Genomic DNA, 18,503 nt, shown 5'->3' with positions numbered 1-18,503 from the left:
GAACCTCACTGAATCGCCCCGGGTTCTTTAGACACTCTCCAAGCTCGCTGCGTAACGCTTTTCAAACTTTACCGGGGACAGCTGATTGTTGAAACCATGACGACGTTTTGCGTTGTAAAACATCTCGATGTAATCGAATACATCACCACGAGCATCTTCCCGTGTGATGTAGATTTTTCGCTTGATCCGTTCTCGCTTCAAAAGCTGGAAAAAACTTTCTGCGACAGCATTATCGTGGCAGTTACCTCGACGACTCATGCTGGCAACCAAATTGTTCGCCTTCAAGAAACTACGCCAATCGGAGCTGCTGTACTGGCTGCCTTGGTCGCTGTGAACCATCACCTCTTGTTTTGGTTTACGCCTCCAAACGGCCATCAATAATGCATCATTGGCCAAATCGCTTGTCATTTGCGGTTTCATTGACCAGCCAACTACTTGGCGAGAAAACAAGTCCAGTACCACTGCCAAATACAGCCAGCCTTCGTACGTGCGGATGTAGGTGATGTCAGTGACCCAAACCGTGTTGGGTTCCACCACATCAAACTGACGCTTCAATAAGTTGGGTGAGGCCACCGCAGGTTTACCTCCGTACTTCCCTGGACGTCGGCGGTACCCTGTCTGAGAGCGCAGACCTTCAATACGCATCAATCTGGCAACCCGATGGCGACCGCAAGCCTCACCGATTTCACGCAGGTCATCATGGATTTTGCGATAGCCATAAACGCCGCCGCTCTCCAGCCATGAATGTTTTATCAGCCCCAACAGGCGCTGGTCGTCTTTGGCGCGCGCAGATTGCGGTTCCGATAACCAAGCGTAGTAGCCACTGGGGTGGATTTTGAGCGTCAGGCAAAGCCGTCGAACGGAGTAGTCGGCAGCCTGCTGCTTGATAAAGGCGTACTTCAACCGCACTCCTTGGCAAAGTACGCGGCGGCCTTTTTTAATATGTCTCGCTCTTCAGTGACCCGCTTGAGCTCCGCCCTAAGACGTCGAAGTTCAGCCTGCTGATCATCGCCTTGCTGTCGTTCTTCCTGTGGCTTGCTGTAGCGCTTTACCCACGCATAAAGGCTGTGAGTCGATACACCGAGACGTGCTGCCACATCAGCGACAGGCAGCTTCTTTTCGATCACTTGATTGACTGCTTGGATTTTGAATTCTTCGGGATTACGTGGGTTGCTCATGGCACCTCCTGATTGGCCTCATTTTAAGGCAAAGAGGTGTCTAGGAAACCCGGGGCGATTCAGTATCGTAGAAATTACAACAGCTCATGGTCCTGGTCAGGCGCTGAGAGTGAGTTAGCAGTTTCACTTTCACACAACCAGCATGCAACCTTGGCCAGTAAAGGACTGGAATACTGGAAACGCCCTATTCGGTACCGTGAAAACGGTAGGGATTGGTTAGGGTCGCTTTTCGCAGAAGGTGGGCTACCTTGGCCCCTGGTTCAAAAGGAATCGCATGGCTTTGGCAAAGCTGTCAATCGAGGTATTAATCTCTTCAGTGCAGGGAGCAGCCACCGAACAACTGCTGACCTAATAGCGGCGCACGAAGATGAATTGCCAATTTCCTTTCGAAATCTAGAAACCAGACAGCTGCTTGCCGGCATTGTTGAACAGTTGATGTATCTGGCTGGGCAATATCCGCTTAAGGATCAGAAAGACCCTGCTGCTTACTTGGATAAAGTCGCTCCTGAGTGGACAGAAGCCTTTCCAATCCCTCTCGATGAAACTAATGCTAGAGGCCTGATTAATGATTGGCTACATGATGCTGGCAAGCAGCGGCTTGATAGGAATGAGGCCCTCATTCAATCCAGAGCATTCACCTGTGAGCATTTTCTATTAGGCGCACTGCCGGACTGGAGGATTAGGACAGAGCTGGCCTTGCCAAAGGAACACTCATTTGATATTGATGCCCAGCAGTTGGGTAGCACTCGGCTCGATCAAGCCTATTACGAAGGTGAGCACATATTAACTCGGGGGCCTGCAGTGTATGCCCAGCTGAACGAGTCGCGTCTGACGATCCGCTTCTCCAAGCCCTCAATATCAATAGAACGTCGCCGGTTAGGCGAACCTGTCACGCTGCGCTTACTCGACAATGGACGAGTTGTTCAATGTTACCAATTCGACGGCAGCGAGTTGGACTACGAAGAAACGCCGTTAGTTTTTGAACAGCGGGCTGATTGCTGGCAACTGGTCGGAACATCATCTTGCGGTGCCGCTGGTGAGTCCGCACGTATGCGCATTCCGACCAAATTTAGTTTTACGTCAGACGGCCTCGCACCATCCCTGCTGACTACCGACAAAGAGAACGGCCAGTGGCTGGATCTACGGGCCGATGTATCGCTCCAAAACGGCCCTGACCTCTATCGAATCGAATTAAATCAGAATCAAAACGAACACCGAAAACCCGCTCTGGCTGGTGTTCAGGGGCTCTATTACAGTAACCCAGGTGTTGTATATTTGGGTTGGCCACGACTGGAGTTGCCCGAAGGCTATGAGTTTGGGTTGGGCGATATTCTAGAATTTGCCAATGGGCAACCCCTGGACACTCTTCGCCGTACCGGGCCCTTCGGTGTCGTTCGTTACACCTTGAAAAATCGCACGGGAAAAACGCTTTTAACACGACGCTTTGCCGTCCTACCCAAAGAATTCAGTACCTCGTTGCTTCCTGCGACCACTGAAAAACCTGCTCGATTGCAGGTTAAAGGTGCGCTCCAGCTTGACTTGAAAATCGACAGCTCGCTGCTAATGGCCAAGCGATTGGAGTCTGATCACTCCGCAACCACTTTCAGCCTTATTCATCGATCTGATACACCTCCTGCTGGTTTTACGCTGGAGATCGACCAGAAAAACAGCAATCAGCCACTACGACTTCGCCTCCCATACCCGTATCAAGGAGCCCGGCTTATTGGACCAGACGACCGGCCCTCACGAGTACACGAACTTACGTTACCTGAGCTGATAGGTCATCGCATCGCATTGACCTCAGGGCAAACTCAAGGGCAATGTTTCTACATGCAACTAGAACTGGTGTGCGAGGCGCTGCCACATCCAAAACGGCACTATGAGATCAAAGTAAGCTCATCGCCCACGCTGCTAAATTTATTTAGCTACCAAAATGACATGCTGCAAATGCTAGGAGCAGTCGACGAACAAGATGCGTTTATCAGACTTACTCTAGAAACCGAAAAGCGTGCGCTCAGCCTGAATATCAGACGGTACAACGGCCGCTTACAATGGGAAAGTCGAGACACATTCACGATCTGCGAAATAAATAACGCGACAATTTTGAATGACACCGAAGTTGAAGCAATGCTGCTTTCTGATCCTAAACAAGCGCCAGTCAAAATTGAGGAACTCAAGAGTCAGGATGTTGGCACCGGGCGATTTATTTTACCCCACGCCATGCAACGTGATGGTCCATGGCTAATCTATCCAGCCAAAGATAGTAAAACTCAATTTCGCCCTGCACTGTTCGCGTCGGCTTCGTCGATTACTGAAATTCAAACTGAAGTTTTTTCCCTGCACAAAGCGACACAGGTTTTCCACCCAAAAACCAACCCAAACGCCATCAGCCAACAAATCACCGTCATGGCCAAAGAGTTCGGGCACAGTGGTTGGCAATATTTAGCGGATTTGAAGCAACATTACGCGCACCTGCCGTTGTCGTCATTTGAAAGCTGGAAGGCACTGTCAAAGCAACCAGACGCGCTGGCATTCGCGGTGCTCCGACTAGAAATGGACGAAGCGTTCTGCGCTCGAATTCGCGATGAGTTGGCGGTGATCTGGGAAGCAATTCCTCTCCCCATTTGGTTCGAAGCGCATGCACGATTTTTACAAGGGCTGATAGCATGTGGCTTGCCGGAGATTCTTATCAAGAACCTTGAAACGAATCGCGCGGTCGTGTTGCGACTTGTGGTTTCCGGCTTTGATTATTTAGGCGACTACCTAAGTACTGGCAATAAAAGCAGTCTGACCAAAATCCCTCCCCAATTGGTGGTACCAGGCTGGAATCAAGCCTTACGCCAACAACACGCTACCGACAGACAGTGGCCTACCGATCTTACTGCGGAGTTGACTAGCTGGCTCCTTCAGAATCCGGTACCTGAATTCTTGCGAGAGATTACCCCTGTTGGTTTCACTAAAGCGGTTTCTTACTTACCAATTTTTTTGGCGTATGTGACGGCAGGCAAAGCCACCCTAAATGATCTTCCTGTGCCGATGGCGTACCTAAAATTCGCCATTCGATTGGTTTCTGATTTTGACCGTCAGGGATGGTTTGTAGTGGTCTAATGAAACCGGACACCCATTTAGGCGAGAATGCTCGCCATATCGAGGTTGATATTGGCGTCAGGCTCTCGGGCGACGCAGCCAGCGAAATCGGCTGCAATGGTCTCGCTTCGGGTTGCTCACAGATCACTACATACCGAGCCCAAAGAACGCACACCCGTATCCTGAGGATCGCTTCGCGTCACGCACCCAAGGCAGGAGCCGTATGCGGTAGTTCCGCACGTACGGATCTGTGCGGGGGGTGGCAGGTAACTGCCATCCCTACCGCGACCTTTGATCTTTAAATTTAAACGAGTAAAACATCCGCCCCTGCCCACTCGATAACAGTCCCTTCATGCTGTGTGATCCCCTGTCGTCCAATCCAGAAATCTTGCCGCAGACTAGGCAGGGGAGTTACTTTTTCTACAGAATCGGACAAAAGCTGCTAGTCAAAAGCGTTTAAGAAATCAAGGGCCATTCACACCTAGCCGAAATTTATTACCATTGCACTCTCTTTGCTAAATATGATCTGCAATTCATAAGCTTGGCCACGCCGATCAAGATTTGCAGCGAGTTGTAAATGCCGCGCTGTTGACTGGTCACTATATCGATGATGCACGAGAGCATCACGATCTTGGTCAGTAGGTATGAAAAAACTGCTGATCGGTTGCATGAAAATCGTCCTGAGCGTCAACCGTTGCGGTAATTTCAGTCAGGCTTTAGTCGATTCTACTCGCGCCAAGTTCAAAAAACCCCAGAGCCTGCAGACGATCAAGCAGTAGCAACGCAATTTACTGATATTGCCAGACGGTTGTCTGCAGAATGCTGCATGACCTTAATAGGGAGCTGCCTCAGTCCTGCGATTGGCGATTACTTGTTTGCTGAGTATATGGCATAATCCCCCATAGTTAACGCCAAACATTAACAGCAGGATGCTAGATATGTATAATACCGCACCAATCAGTGATTATGTAACATCTGGAACTGAGGATGATCTAAAGCTTGCACTAGAAAGCCTAGAAGATAAGATTCTTTTAATAATGGACTGGGTGGATGCTGCTTGCCCCAGAAACGATGAAAATATAGCGTTGCTAAATTTGTTGGCCGCTAATTCACAGTGTGTAAACATTTTTCAAACAGCAATTGGTAACCATATTTCAATTCTGGCACTTGCAACCCGAAATCTTTACGAGCTCAACTTGATAGCCCGCTCGATAATCGGTAGCAAAAATAATCTCGACGAATGGAATTCAGAGGCCATTACTGACAATATTCAAGTTCTGGAGGGGATACTCAGTATTAATACTGCATCTGACTTGGCTGATCAGAGATTAATATTAATCGAAGAGATTAACCGGCTTAAAAAAGTCAGAAAAAAATATAGCTTGCCAGAAATTAATACCCCAGCCTCAGCAGGGCAAATAGCAAAAAAACTAGACTCTAGCGATGAGCACAAAAGCGTTTACAAACTGTTCTCAAAGCTTGTGCATCCAAGTTCATATCTGGTGAATAACTATAAGAACTCGGCGTCCCCTGAGACCACGATGATACTTCAGGTTCAAGGGCAAATTTACATTCATGATACCATTTCAAAGATCACTAACTACCTAAAAGTACCTGATGTAATTAATAATCAGAAGCAGTAGTTAGGGGTTTTTAAAGAGGTTTTCATGGCTTTTTTATGTGCGAGTGCCAATTGGTGACTTCTGGCCGATTGCTACCACTCGTGATATGCAATCATAATTGCAATAAAGTGATTCTGGATCCACTCACACGCCATTAGGAAATTCAAGGTATTAGTCGTAGTAAGCTGGCGCTTGATGCAGGGGGCAGGCGCCAAACGGCGCCTAGCTTTCATGTTGTGGTATTTTCAGATTCCAATAAGCCCTTGAAGTTAAAAGGTACGAAGATACTTATGTTTGGCATTTTTTAAGAAGGTGGCTTTTGGGGTTGAGTTCAATTGTTTGCGCTCAGAGCTCTAATGGTTTACATGGCTCTTCGAGCAACAAAGAATTTCTATTTTTTCCAGATGTGTTTTTTATTGTGGTTATTGTGTTTTTCATGTCGCCGTCAGTTATAGTTATTCTGTTTCCTTTGGCGTGATAGCGACTTCCTTGCTTGATCTTATAGCCCTTTATGCAAAAATGATCTTCATATTGTTCTATTGGAATTTTTAGTTCTAATGTGGCCGTCCGGGAATTCCGTCTTGCGCAATTAAATCGCTTGCCATCTATGCGACAGCAGTTCCTGAATCTCACTTGCCCGCGGCACCATAGACATCTCCAGCCGATAGCCTCAATGGTTTATCTAGCGAAGTTCGGAAGGTGTGATAGCCGTTTATTTACCCAGACCCAGAGTGCCTTAGTGGCGGCATTCAGGAGTTTTGACCTGGAGTGCAGAGGTGGGCGCGGTAACGACACAAACTGTCGTGAGCCATTGTGATAATGCCTTCTATCGAATGACTCACGTAAAGGCTGCCTAGATGCCCCCAACATTAAATGTCTGCTTTGTTCCGAGTACCGCACGAGCAGAAGTTGAGCGCCTGCTGTGGCTTGGCTCTGATTTGGTTTGCGGATTGCGCTGGGTCTGTGCATCGCCCATCACCTCCAGGGTCGCATTCAGTGGGGCAGGCTATGGGTATTGAGTATTGGGTGGCAATTGCGGTCTTGGGGCTGATGTTGGCAATCCTTTGCGCACTGTATTCACAAGGCCATAAAACGTGGCATTTGCTCACGCACTGGCAGGTGACCACGCAAGAGCGCGAGCGGCGGGTGGGTTGGCACGCGCAGGAAAATCGAGAGTTAAGAGCGGCGCTCCAGGCGCAAAATGCACACGTCGATCAGCTCCAGCGAAAGCTCGAAATCCTGCAAGCCCTAGTGCCATCAACCTCTCAGCCTTAGACAATGACCCATAGCCACGTGCACCTACAGGCGTGGCAGAGGAGCAAGAACATGCCTATCCGACCACAGCCTTTCACTTTTGTATGTCAGGCGTGTCACTGGAAGAAAACCGTTGCACCGCTCAGTGATGCACTGGGGCCCCTCGACTGGTGTGAGCGGTGTGAGCGCTGTGGCAGTGACGTGTTGACCCGGCAGATAGCCGGCGTCGTTGACCGTACGTTGGCGCAATGGTTTACCCGATTACGCCGTTAGGGGGGCTTGGCCAATGCGTCCCGCAGAACCCCTGTCACGACTCAACCTGCGTGGCGCCAAGCACTGGCGGTGGCTAAGGAGGCGGACGTATTAATTTGCGTCGGTACATCGGGCTGGTTCACCCTGCGGCGCAAATCCCCTATATCGCCAGGCAGTGTGGGGCACGAGTGATGCATATCAACGTGGTGCGGGAGCCAGTGGATGAGTAGGGTGTGTTGGTGTTGCTTGGTAAAGCGGCAGAGCGTCTGCCGCAGTTGCTGAGGTTGGGCAATCAGGCGGGGAGCATCAGCCAATGACTCATGTCCTCCTAGCGTGCTTTGACATGAGCGTTGTCAATCAGGCTTCAGAGCCTTTTCCGTGAGCCCAGTTGGCCCTACTAGTCAGATGACTTCGAACTGCTTTCAGAGCCATAGGCTGCTGCCGCCAGTCGCAAGGTGTCGCCCACCTGCTGTCGCAATGCCGCTGGTTCATGCACCACCAACGAAGCGCCCAAGGAGAGAATCCACCAGTGCAGTTGCCAGGTATTGCTGACGGTCGCCTGTATCTGAAAACCGTCTGGCAGTGCTTGTAGCACCATGTCCGCGCTCAAGGGCGTCTCTCGAATCAAACGCGCCTGGTGTTCACTGACCCACGCTTTGAAAAGGATTTTTTCCGGGTTACCGAATTGCAAGGCGTCGCTGGCCAGGTAGGTATGTAACTCGAATGACGCCACCCCTTGGCACTGAGTGTCGAGTACCGTTACTTCACGAAAGCGATGCACGGCGAATTGACGAACATCGGTATACGGCGCTGCCGTCGCTATGAGGTAGGTGATTAAGCCGCGCTGAACAATGGCCAGTGGGTTGAGGGTAAGTTCGCTGATTTTATTGGTGTGTGCCGAGTAATAGTGGCAGTGTACTTGTTGCTCGCTAATCACGGCGTGCTGCAAGGCTTCCAAGGTCTCAGCCAGGATTTGCGGTGCGTGCAGATTGAAGTCCGGGCGAACACTGGCCACTTTATCCGGCCAGCGGGCAGTGGGGTTGCCGTCTTCAAGGCCTTTGAGTTTTTGCCGGGCGTGCTCGAATCGTGGCTCCAGTACGCTCAACATGCTGCCGGGCAAGAGGGGGCGGACCGCATCCTCGACGAGGGTCAGACTGACCGCCTCTGCCAGTGTAATGCCCTGCAATTCCACGCTTACGCCTGGTTTCCAGTACCAGCCAAAAGGCGTCCCGCCATTGTTGCACTGCAAGGGAAACACCACGGACAGATCACGCAAGTCGCGCTCGACACTGCGACGGCTGATCGAGTAACCCGCACTCACCAAGCGACTGAGCAGTTCACTCACCGTGATGCCAGGTGCGCGTTTGGGCAGGTGCTGTAGCAGTTCCCACTGACGGCTCAGGGCGCTATGGGTCTTGGCTGAAGGCAAGAGAATCATCCTTGTAGGGTGCAGGCTGGCCTATAGCCAGTAAGAAAGTCGGTTGCCCACCTATCGGCGTCAATCCGGCAACCTTTAATGGGCTTAATGTACGAAGCCGATGGGCCGTTGTTGCCCAGTGGGTTTCAAGCGACACTCGGCCAGCAGTGCACGGGCCAATTCGTCGGCATTGCTGAAGGGGTTGAAACGTCCTCGGCGCGCTACCGCGGCAAAGTCGCCAGGTGTCAGATATGCCTCGGTGCGCAAGCGGCGGGCGGCGTCATGTTGTGGATCCTTAAGTGCCAAAGCCTTGAGGTGTTCAGCAAATAATGCCTGGGCTTGCTCCGTCGTCAGGTAACCGAAATGCACCTTCAGGTCGAAGCGGCGCAAGGAGGCCTCGTCCAGGTCGGTGATCAGGTTGGTGGAGGCAATAAACAGGCCTGGATAATTCTCCATTTGAGTGAGCATTTCATTGACGGTCGTAACCTCCCAGCCCTGTCGCGCCTTGCGTCGGTCCTGCAAAAAGCTGTCGACTTCATCGAGCAACAGAATCGCGTCCTCTTGCCGGGCGCGTTCAAAGGCGTGTGCCATATTTTGCTCTGTCACCCCGACATACGGGGAAACCAGATCGGAAACCCGTTTGACCATCAAAGGTTTGCCCAGCTCCCGAGCCAGCCAATGGCTGAATGCGGTTTTGCCTGTACCGGGCGGGCCGTAAAAACACAGCCGCGCCTGTGGATGGGCGCGCAGCCCTTCTACCAAACCATGCAGGGGCAGGTCGGTATTGATCCAGTCTGGCGAATAGAAGCTCGGTAAACCATTGCTGTGCTGTTGTAGCGAAGCGAAGCCTTGCGCTTTGAGCGTGCCATTGACGATCGATCGAATCGTGTTGTCCAGTGCTTTGCTGGCGCGTTGTGACACGCTGCGTCCTACGCGCACGGCTCTCTCTAGAACCGCCGGCGTCATCTGCTCATGGGCGCAGAGCTGTTCAATCAAGACCTCGCTCAACTTGCCGGCGCTGCACGTGTGCAGCATTTGTTTGCGCTGCGCCAAGGGTGGATTGGGCACTTCAATCACCAGGTCGAAACGGCGTATATGTGCCGGATCAATAGTCTCTATGCTGTTGCTTAGCCAGAAACACGGTTGGCTATTTTCTTCCAGCATGCGATTGATCCAGCCTTTCTGGGAATGGCTATTGGGCGCGGAAGGGGCGGCCTGGAAGATGTCCTCGATTTCATCAAGCACGAGCAGAGCAGGTTGCGAACGCAGTACGCTGTTGGCCGCGCGCAAGGAGCACAGACGTTGCTTGGCGCTGACGGGATCGCCCTGGCTGTCGGTACAGGCCACTTCATACAGCGCGCAGCCCAGTGTTTCAGCAATCAGCCGGCTAAGCTGAGTTTTACCTGTGCCGGGTGGGCCGTAGAGCAAAATATTCACGCCCTGTCGCGCTTGGGCCAAGGATTTGCTCAGGTAGCGCTCGGCGATCGTGAGCGCTTGGCTGATATGACGGTAATGCTCCCTGTTCAAACTACCTGGAGGGCTTAAACGAAACGCATAAGCGAAGAGCTCCAGCGGTGTACCTTTGCTAAAACGCAGTAGGCCAGGCAGGTCCGGATTACTCACCGACAAGGTTGAACTCAGTGCCATGACGGCGCGGTGATTGGTGCTCAGATCCAGCAGGCCCGTGCGCATCAGTGGACTATTGTGTGCCAGGCATGCCTCGACTTCTGCCAGCGGTAATCCCAATAGAACAGACAGCACTTTCATTGCCCGGTTGAGCCCCAACATGCCCAGTTGGTCTGTGGCATCACTGAGTGTTGGGTCGCTGTGCATCAGCACGCAGAAACCGAGTACTTGCAGTCCTGACTCACCCAAGCCTAACAGTGCCCCAAGCGCCTCCAGGTTGCTCTGTAGGTTGTTCGGATAGAGGGCTGTCATGTGCTCGGCATTGAAGGCGCGAGCGCGGGTGCGCAGTGTCGTCAGCGCCAGGGCAGGGCTGTACTGGTCATCGTCTAACCATTCGGCCAGGCCCAACTCGTGAGCCAAATCATCCTCGCTCAGACCGTGGCGGTTGATAAAGCTACGATGTCCCCCCAGATCCAGCAGCAGTTGATAACACCACTTCAGCGAGAGCGTACAAGTATCAGCAGCACGGCGGCTGCCGTGTGCAAAGGGGGATAGGCGTCTGCCCATGCTGAGTCTCCTGATGCAGTGGAGTCAGCAGGATGAGGCCAGCGGGAGTCAAAATGTGTCGTACTAATCCTGCTTGGCAAGGGATCAGACTCGACATGCTCGATCGTGCCTGATCCCAGTTCAGCGTTCTGTAAGCCTAGCGTTGACGGTTAAGTCAGGAAAACCACTGTTTCAAGGTGTCTTTAGCTTTGTCTACGTGTTCGGTCTTGATATGGCTCGCAGTCGCGGCCAATGCCGCGCACAGCACACCAACATCGTCGGTGTAGCCCAAAAATGGCGTGATATCCGGAATGACGTCAATCGGCGAGATAAAGTACCCGAGGGCGCCATAAATCGTTGTTTTGGCCCAGGTGGGAGTGTCGGCGTCAGTGGCTGCGTAATACATTTTCAGTGCGGGTTCCAGTGCGGTCTCGCCGGCAGATTTGGCGTACGTTTTCACTTTGTCCCAGAACGAATCGTCTGAGTAGTCTTTTTCAAAGGCATTGTTTGACATGTTGTCTCGCTTCAAATGTTGGGGCGTACATTGAACTGTGGCAGTTGTCCGCGAGCAGTCAGCCTTATGCGTCGGTGCTCGTGGATGTCCATTAAATTTGAGTCTTTTGGGGGGCTGCAGTCATGCGTACCGCCTCGCGGAAGTCTTCCAGCAGTCGCCTGGATTCCTTGAGCCAGCCTTCCTGGGGTGCGGTGTCCAGATGGCGGTCAAGCTTGGCAATAGGCTCGAACATCCGGCCATAGACGTCTGCTCCGCCAACCTCCAGGCAGTCAAGGCGCAATCCGTTGATGGCGGTTTTTTGCGCACGAATACCGTTGATATCTGTCTGGATGGCGTCTTCATACATAGTGAAAATTTCCTGCAGTCGGCCTTCCAGGTGCTGGCTTGAGTCTCCTTGCTGGTTGATCCGTGAGAAATACTCCAGCAGTGGTGTGTCCCGGTAAGCGATCTCGTGACGTTGAGTCGAGCTGTATGCACTGACCCCTACCACATTAATGCCTTCGCTCTGCAGCACATCCTGGACTTCGTCCATGATCTCTTCGATCTCATCCTCCGGCTTGAGGTCTGCCTTGGTCAGCACGACATACACCGAGCGCTGTTCCACACCGATCTCATGGATAAAGTCCAGGTCGGACACTGGCACAGTGCCGTTGGCATCGAGGCCAATCAGCCAGATAATGGCCTCGCACTGTTGGGCGAACTGGATGGCCGTGCGTTTGTCGCCTTGGCTGTGTTCGGCCGCAGTGGCAGGCGGGTTGTAGCCTGGCGTGTCGATGAAGCAGATGTTGCTGAAAAGCTCAGGTGCCATTTGCACGCCGACGCACATGAACGGCATTAAACTCTTCAAGTCGAAGCTGAATGAGTTGATGAACGCATGGGAGATGTTTTTGTAAAAGGCCACATCCAGCTCCATGTGGCCACCGTTCGCAGAGTAGCCGCGGATCATTCGCTGATCAGTCGCCAGCACATAGCTGGGGATCGCTGTGACGGGCTGCATACCTACTGGCAGGCGCACCTCGGGGTCGCGAATGAAACTGTTGATAAACTCGGATTTCCCACTGCTGAAACCGCCGACAATCCCGACAATGGTGCGCTCGTGAATATCGGGGAATCCGACCAGCAAAGCCAGTTCCTGTTCGATCGATTGCAACATTCTCAGGGCTTTGGCTTCCGCGCCCAGACACGACTCGCCGTCGGCAAATGTCATGTAGTCGTTGTCCAGTAACTCCCTGAAACGGGCAAGCCCGGCACTTTCCCGCGGCTTGGCGGCCAGCAGCCGTGAAATCAGCTGAAAGCGAGTCCAGGTGGATTGGAACTGGTCTGCCAGTTGCGCGTGTTGTTGTTGCTCCTGGCCATGCGCCTGTTGCAGCGCAATAAGTGATTCTCCCGTGGTGCGCAGCTCAAGATGCGCCTGCTCAAGTGTCTGTTCGAGCGTTTGACGGGCCAACTGGAGACGGTTGTGATCCTGTTCCAGCTGCTGGTGTTGGTTCGACAGTACTTCGAAACGTTCACCGGCCTGGCTCTCCGCGCGCTGATGCTGGTCAAGGGCTTGCGCCAACGACGCTTGCACGTTCAGTACGGCCTGACGGGTGTTATTCAAGTCTGCCACAGTAGCGGCCTGGCGCTCACTCAAGGTCTGATGCTCTTCGTTCAAAGCGTCAAGGCGGGCTTGTTGCGCCTGGCAGTCGAGGAGTAATTGGTCATTGCGGGCGTGCTCAGCCAGCAATGTGTCGTTCGTCACCTGGAGGTTCTGACGAGTTTGGTCCAGGTCCTCTTTGATGCTTTTGCGGGCCTGTTCCAGTTGGCTGTGTTGTGTTGACAGGGTTTCGAAGCGCTCGGCGGCCTGTTGCTGCTGGTGTTGATGCTGATCCAGGGCCAGTGCCAGCGACGCTTGGACCTCTTCCAGGGTTCTTTGGGTATGGTTCAGTTCGACGGCGGTGGTGGCTTGATGCTCGGTCAGTCGCTCATGCTCCCTGTTAAGGGTGTCAAGACTGGCTTGTAGCGCCTGGCGCTCGAGCGTCAGCTGGGCATTACGGGTGTGCTCGGCCTCGAGCGCCTGACGAGTTTGCTGCTGGGCTTGCTCGAGCGCCAGGCGAGCGGCTTCGATGCCGTTACGCTCCTCGACCAGTTGGGTATAGCTGACTGACAAATTGTCAAAACGCAATCGGGCATGTTCCTGAGCCTGCTGATGCTGGGCCTGTGCCTGGGTCAGGGTATTCTGCAGGCCCTGCAGTGTCTGGCAAGTATCGCTCAGTTCAGCGACCGTACTGGCCTGGAGCTCGGTCAGTTGCGCATGCTCCACGTTCAAGGCCTGCAAACGTGCCAGGGTCGCTTGATGGTCGAGGGCGAGGGCTTCGTGACTGCGATTTGCTACCTGCAGTGCCTCGATCATACTGTCGCGCAGAGTCTTGCGCCGCCAGACGAACAGTTGGCCGATCTTGTCCAGTTGTGCCAGCAACGCAGGCGGAAACAGCTCGCTATTCATGCTGCCTCCAGTTCTTGGGCCATGCGTTGCAAGCGGTCGAGTGTATGCAGAACATTGCTGACTTGTGCCTCAAGTTGGCTGATGCGGGCCTGCAAATCAGCGAAAAACGCATTGCCGTAAGAGTGCGGCAGTGAGTGCGTGACGTCATCGATCAGATGGCGGATTTGACGTTTGGCTTGCCCATGGAGGTCGTGCAGCAGATGCTTGGCGTCATCGAGAAATTGCCGTGCGGCGTCGTCCAGCAGATAACTGCCGGAGCCCTTGAGCTTGCCTAATGCCTGGCTGTTTAACTCAAATGCTGGGAGGCGAAAGCCCGCTGCCAGATTCTGATTGGTGAGAATGATCAAGCCGGCATCGAGATTGTCCTCCAGGTGCAGGCGGGCAACTCGGGTCGACTCTTTCATTAGATTGTCGCGAAACGTTTGGGTTAGAGTTTCGCTTGAATGCTTGAGGGTGCCGCTCAGTCCCTCGGCAAACTCCTCCAGTTGGTTATGGACCTGACGCCAAAACAATTTAAATACGGTGTAGTGCTGGGTTTCAGTGCCACCGCCCCACATCCAGTTAGCCATTTTTGCGAAAGTGCTGTCGCGGACCACCTCCCTGGAATGTGAGGTTTCCTCCGAGGCGTCTTTGACGCCCTTGCTTGTAGTGCTATAGGCTGCATCAAGGTGTTTAGTGAGTTCACGTTTGAGTTGTTCGCGAAACTCCGCAACGCATTTGCTAAGCATAACGTCGAGGTCGTAGGAGGCGGTCACTATCTTGGTGTCCAGCTCGTGGCGTGCGGCCTTCAGTTTTTCAATATCGGTGTTACGGATTTCTTGATACTTGTCCCGGCTGAACGTCAACAGGTCGGTGCGTAGCGCTTCCAGGGCGGTCAACTTGGCGCGGACTAACTCGGTACGGCGCTGTTCGATGATGTGGTCTTTCTGCTCGCGCACAGTGTCCAATACCGCGCGCAATGCGTGGGTATTCGCCAGCAGATCGAGGTTGCCCCGGCAACGATCGGCATGTTCCGGGGTGAAAAAATCGGCGTAGTGGGTGCGCAAGTTCTCCCAGACTTTTTGTTCAGCGCTGTCCCAGGCGTGTTGTTGGTCAAAACGCTCGGACAGACTGTGGCACATGCCAGAGGTGTACAGCACCTTGCCTGTACCTTGTTGGATCAGGTTGTCGAAGGTCGCGCCGATTTCCGGATGCTGGGCCTTCAAGCGTTGTAGGGTATCGACCATATGCACGCTGAGGGTTTGGGTGATTTTATCCAGTGCGCCCTGAAGTGTCGGTTGATGAGTGTCGCTGCCATACAGCTGGTTGTCGACCTGGCTGGCAATCAGTACCAGTTCCTGAATCCCTTCCTTTTGCGTGATTCGGCTCATCAGCTCGATGTCCTGTTCACTGAGAAACTGGCCGGCCGGGCTGACGATAAACACCACATCGCAGTTTTTCAGCAGCGCCGTGGTGCGCTCTTCGCGGGACTGCACCGGGTCGTTAAGCCCGGGGGTGTCAATGATGCGCACGTTACGCAGCGACTCCAGCGGCAGGAAGATGTCGACACTCTTGGTCAACGGCATAAAGGCTCCGCCCACCGCGACATAATCGCTCAGCAAAACGGCCAAGGTGGCCGCGTCAGGTGCTTGAAGGTGGCCCAGGGCGTCTAGTGCCCCGAGGTCAACGGTCGAGGCTTCAATGTGCTGCCATTGTTCACTGGCGGCCACCAGAGTGTGTTCACTCTGCAGGGCTCGTTTGGCGCTCTTCTCTGCATCACGATAAAGCCCTGCGTCATCGACCGGTTGGCCGCTGCGTTGGCGGCGCTGACGTAAGGTTTCTACAGCTTTGGTCAGTTCTTCCTGGTAGCGCTGTTGATAGCGCAAGGCATCCTGCTGGATGTTGTCCCGGTCTGCTGCACTGTAGAACTGTACATCGGCGCCGAACGTGTCGCCGTAGGTCAGGGTGGTCAGCGCTGCCGTCATCGGCGTTGCAGCCCTGGGGAGAATGGCGTGGCCATCAAACACCAAAGCGTTGAGCAGGGAGGATTTACCGGCCTTGACGCGACCCACGACACCAATTTGCAGCAGGCGGTTTTCCTCCACCAGATCACTGAAGGCTTGTTCCAGGTCTTCGCTACGATCGATGGCGTGCCGGTTCAGCATGGGCGCAAGGTCTTTTTCCAGCTCCGGGTGGTAGGTTTGCATCCACTGGTGCAGGCGCTGGTTCAGTTCAAGGACGTGTTGCGGGGTCATGACTGAACCTCGTAAAGGGCTTGTTTGGCCAGTTGTTGCAGTTGTTCCCGGCACTGGATCAAGAGCTCGAGCTGCTGCTGTGCTGCCTCGGCATCCTGCTGGCGATTGGCTATCATCTCGTCAATCAGGCGTTGTTTTTCACCGATCTCCCGTTCGAACTCGCTGCTAACCTGGGTCACTAAAGTGTTCATCTGTTCGTGGAGCAGGGTGTGCAGGCGCTCACGCATTTCACGCTTGACCGCAGGAATTACTTCGTTGATTACCTTCTGACGCAGTTGCTCGCGTAGGCGCCCTTCATTGATGAACGCGAGAATATTGGGGAGGAAGATGATCGCCAGTTCGATGAGGGGGTTGACCACCGAGGTAGTGACTGCCAGAACAGTGGTCAAGCCTTGGTATGTCACACGGGGCAGCGGCTTTCCATGCTCCCAGCCAGTTTCCTGCTTAAGGCGTTCCAGCTCGCGGCCATTACGCTCAGCCAATGTGCCATTCCAGTGGCCCAGGGTTTCTCCGGTCTTGTGCAGCGTACGGTTGATCCTGTCCGTGATCTGCCCGAGCCAGTTCTGTTCATTGTTGAACTGTCCCATGCTCTGGCCCAGATCGCCCAAGGCTTGAGCAAAGTCCGTCACCACGGTGCTACTGAGATGGTCCATCTGGTCCTTGATTGAGCGCGTCATTGAGCCGCGAACGACCTCGGAGACAATTCGCGAAAACGCTTCCTGATTGCCCGCGACGGCCGCACTGACCAGTTCCGACTGCACGCTATCCAGCTCGTGACCCGCGGCACTGAGGCAATATTCCACGGTTCGTTCTAGTTGCTGATCGCGTAAGTCTTCGAGAATGTTGTCGCGCTGGCGCTCGACTTTTCGAATGCCCTGGGCCAGTTCGTTTAGTGCGTGTTGATTTTCGCCCTGGGTTTTTTGCAATGATGCCAGTGCCAGATTAATTTGGTTGAGCAGTGAGTGGGTCAGGTCTTTGAGGCGATCTTCGAACACATCACGGATGATCTGTTCCGGTTGCAGTGAGGCCAGGACTTCGGTCAGACGAGGGGCTGCGTCGAGCCCAACACGCACCAGTGGACGGGTATCGGCAAAGTTGATCTTGATCTGTTCATCGACCAGTTCGGCGACGTCCTGCACCTGCTCATCTGAGCGCAGGTTGGTCTTGTTCAGCAGGAACGTGAACGCGCGGCCGTAGGTGTGTAGATCGTCCAATTGGCGCAGCATCGACTGAGTGATATTGCCATCCTCAACGCTGGTGACCACGATGAAGTGCACACCACGGGGCAGGTAATAGGCGATGGCTTTGTTGTGGTTGGACAGCGAAGAGCCGAAGCCCGGCATATCGACCAGAACCAGTGAGGGCAAGGCCTTGAGACGTGGGTTGTCCAGGTACAACTGAAGGTGCGTGAATTCGTGGGCACGCGCCTTGAGAGTGGCCAGCGCCGTGATGTCCATGCGTTCAGCGCTGCCGTCCAGGCGCATGGCCAATAGGTGCGGGTCGCTGCTGTAGCGCAACTCTGTGGCCAATTCTGTTTCAGGTGTCAGGCCAACACTGAGGATAGTTTCACCCAGAAAAGTATTCAGCAAACTGCTTTTGCCGGCGCTGAAGGCACCGATTACAGGAACAAGCAGTTCGGTATGCTCGATATCGTTCTGCAGTCGCGTTACCTCATCGGACTGGAGAGCGGTATCTGCAATAACAGGAAAAATGGCGTTCAGGTAATTGAGGTAGGTGCGTTGAGTATTCAACATCGCAGTACGAATCCTTGCGTCTAATTATGAATATGTGTTCGTTGACTGCTGCCCAAGGCGCTTCACAACTCGAGCGCGCGCCATTCGTAACCGTTATATTTTTCCCAGATACCACCGCTCTCGAAGTGCAGGTACACCCGCCACTCATCCACGTTGACCTGAATTTCACCGCCAATACGTGCACAGTCGCCGAATGCTGCGCGCAGAAAAACCTCCAGTTGCTGAAAAAAAGCATCTGGTAAGTGGGCGCTGCCAGCGATGTAGCAGGAAGATCCGTTGGTGAAAATGCTGCAGGGTTGAACGCTTGACCACAGGGTGGCAGTGGCCTGCTCAGGATGCTTCTGGCTCCAGTCCACTGCGAACCGGTGAAGCAAAACATGCCAGTTCCCGTCAGCGTACTCGCCTTCGATCCCCCACATGTCGATGGCCAGGAACATGGTTGGATGTCGCGAGCGTTTTTGTGATGGGTAGAAGGACTCAGGCATGAACGTATCTCTCGCTAATTTGTATGGAGAACAGGCGAGTGAGGATCGA

Annotated in this window: 12 protein-coding genes; 4 read left to right on the top strand and 8 right to left on the bottom strand. The window is 53.5% G+C overall.

Annotated features, from left to right (window positions below; all coding sequences use genetic code 11):
• Nucleotides 1–27: 27 nt before the first annotated feature.
• Nucleotides 28–1,178 (bottom strand): IS3 family transposase gene (locus GHO42_RS04520; RefSeq protein WP_153326990.1). Its coding sequence is split into 2 segments (ribosomal slippage): nt 28–941 and nt 941–1,178, totalling 1,152 coding nucleotides; the frame shifts between segments, so codons are not numbered across the junction.
• 36 nt (nt 1,179–1,214) lie between these two features.
• Here GHO42_RS04520 and GHO42_RS04515 point away from each other — a divergent pair.
• The 4 genes from GHO42_RS04515 to GHO42_RS04500 all read left to right on the top strand — a co-directional run bounded on the left by GHO42_RS04515 (nt 1,215) and on the right by GHO42_RS04500 (nt 7,414).
• On the top strand, nt 1,215–4,286 hold the full coding sequence (locus GHO42_RS04515) for an STY4851/ECs_5259 family protein (protein ID WP_218575988.1): 3,072 nt from the start codon (nt 1,215–1,217) through the stop codon (nt 4,284–4,286).
• Nucleotides 4,287–4,909: 623 nt separating this feature from the next.
• Nucleotides 4,910–5,044 (top strand): hypothetical protein, encoded by a 135-nt coding sequence (locus tag GHO42_RS25985; protein WP_256670552.1) that lies wholly within the window; start codon nt 4,910–4,912, stop codon nt 5,042–5,044.
• Nucleotides 5,045–5,203: 159 nt separating this feature from the next.
• A complete protein-coding gene (locus GHO42_RS04505; RefSeq protein ID WP_153326986.1) occupies nt 5,204–5,908 on the top strand; it encodes a DUF5677 domain-containing protein in 705 nt (234 codons plus the stop codon).
• 1,305 nt (nt 5,909–7,213) lie between these two features.
• Complete coding sequence (locus tag GHO42_RS04500) at nt 7,214–7,414, top strand: hypothetical protein (protein ID WP_095023675.1); 201 nt, start codon at nt 7,214–7,216, stop codon at nt 7,412–7,414.
• Nucleotides 7,415–7,790: 376 nt separating this feature from the next.
• Here GHO42_RS04500 and GHO42_RS04495 read toward each other — a convergent pair whose 3' ends face one another.
• The 7 genes from GHO42_RS04495 to GHO42_RS04465 all read right to left on the bottom strand — a co-directional run bounded on the left by GHO42_RS04495 (nt 7,791) and on the right by GHO42_RS04465 (nt 18,406).
• The gene (locus GHO42_RS04495) at nt 7,791–8,822 is read right to left on the bottom strand and encodes a YafY family protein (RefSeq protein WP_176464980.1); all 1,032 of its coding nucleotides are present in this window, start codon (nt 8,820–8,822) and stop codon (nt 7,791–7,793) included.
• 93 nt (nt 8,823–8,915) lie between these two features.
• Entirely contained in the window at nt 8,916–11,003 is a 2,088-nt protein-coding gene (locus GHO42_RS04490) for an AAA family ATPase (RefSeq protein WP_095032551.1), read from the bottom strand.
• Nucleotides 11,004–11,157: 154 nt separating this feature from the next.
• Complete coding sequence (locus GHO42_RS04485; protein ID WP_095023678.1) at nt 11,158–11,496, bottom strand: YkvA family protein; 339 nt, start codon at nt 11,494–11,496, stop codon at nt 11,158–11,160.
• Between the two features lie 91 nt (nt 11,497–11,587).
• Nucleotides 11,588–13,981 carry a dynamin family protein gene (locus GHO42_RS04480; RefSeq protein ID WP_095032550.1) on the bottom strand — a complete coding sequence of 798 codons (2,394 nt, stop codon included), beginning with the start codon at nt 13,979–13,981 and terminating at the stop codon, nt 11,588–11,590.
• A complete protein-coding gene (locus GHO42_RS04475) occupies nt 13,978–16,215 on the bottom strand; it encodes a dynamin family protein (protein ID WP_095032549.1) in 2,238 nt (745 codons plus the stop codon). Before GHO42_RS04475 ends, GHO42_RS04480 begins: the two co-directional genes overlap by 4 nt.
• Nucleotides 16,212–17,969, bottom strand: a complete 1,758-nt coding sequence (locus tag GHO42_RS04470) for a dynamin family protein (protein WP_095032548.1) — start codon at nt 17,967–17,969, stop codon at nt 16,212–16,214. Before GHO42_RS04470 ends, GHO42_RS04475 begins: the two co-directional genes overlap by 4 nt.
• A 62-nt stretch (nt 17,970–18,031) precedes the next feature.
• Nucleotides 18,032–18,406: a hypothetical protein gene (locus GHO42_RS04465; RefSeq protein WP_095023682.1), complete on the bottom strand. Its 375-nt coding sequence runs from the start codon at nt 18,404–18,406 to the stop codon at nt 18,032–18,034.
• Nucleotides 18,407–18,503 lie beyond the last annotated feature (97 nt).

It is taken from the genome of Pseudomonas sp. FSL R10-0056, assembly GCF_009600105.1.
Taxonomy (GTDB): Bacteria; Pseudomonadota; Gammaproteobacteria; order Pseudomonadales; family Pseudomonadaceae; genus Aquipseudomonas; species Aquipseudomonas bubulae.
Note: the sequence above shows the minus strand (reverse complement) of the source record. Positions and strands in the feature narration are given on the sequence as shown.

Excerpts from the sequence above, each read along its gene's own strand:
- GHO42_RS04475 (WP_095032549.1), bottom strand. The coding sequence starts at position 16,215 with ATGACCCCGCAACACGTCCTTGAACTGAACCAGCGCCTGCACCAGTGG.
- GHO42_RS04465 (WP_095023682.1), bottom strand. The coding sequence starts at position 18,406 with ATGTTCCTGGCCATCGACATGTGGGGGATCGAAGGCGAGTACGCTGAC.
- GHO42_RS04480 (WP_095032550.1), bottom strand. The coding sequence starts at position 13,981 with ATGAATAGCGAGCTGTTTCCGCCTGCGTTGCTGGCACAACTGGACAAG.
- GHO42_RS25985 (WP_256670552.1), top strand. The coding sequence starts at position 4,910 with ATGAAAAAACTGCTGATCGGTTGCATGAAAATCGTCCTGAGCGTCAAC.
- GHO42_RS04500 (WP_095023675.1), top strand. The coding sequence starts at position 7,214 with ATGCCTATCCGACCACAGCCTTTCACTTTTGTATGTCAGGCGTGTCAC.
- GHO42_RS04505 (WP_153326986.1), top strand. The coding sequence starts at position 5,204 with ATGTATAATACCGCACCAATCAGTGATTATGTAACATCTGGAACTGAG.
- GHO42_RS04470 (WP_095032548.1), bottom strand. The coding sequence starts at position 17,969 with ATGTTGAATACTCAACGCACCTACCTCAATTACCTGAACGCCATTTTT.
- GHO42_RS04485 (WP_095023678.1), bottom strand. The coding sequence starts at position 11,496 with ATGTCAAACAATGCCTTTGAAAAAGACTACTCAGACGATTCGTTCTGG.
- GHO42_RS04490 (WP_095032551.1), bottom strand. The coding sequence starts at position 11,003 with ATGGGCAGACGCCTATCCCCCTTTGCACACGGCAGCCGCCGTGCTGCT.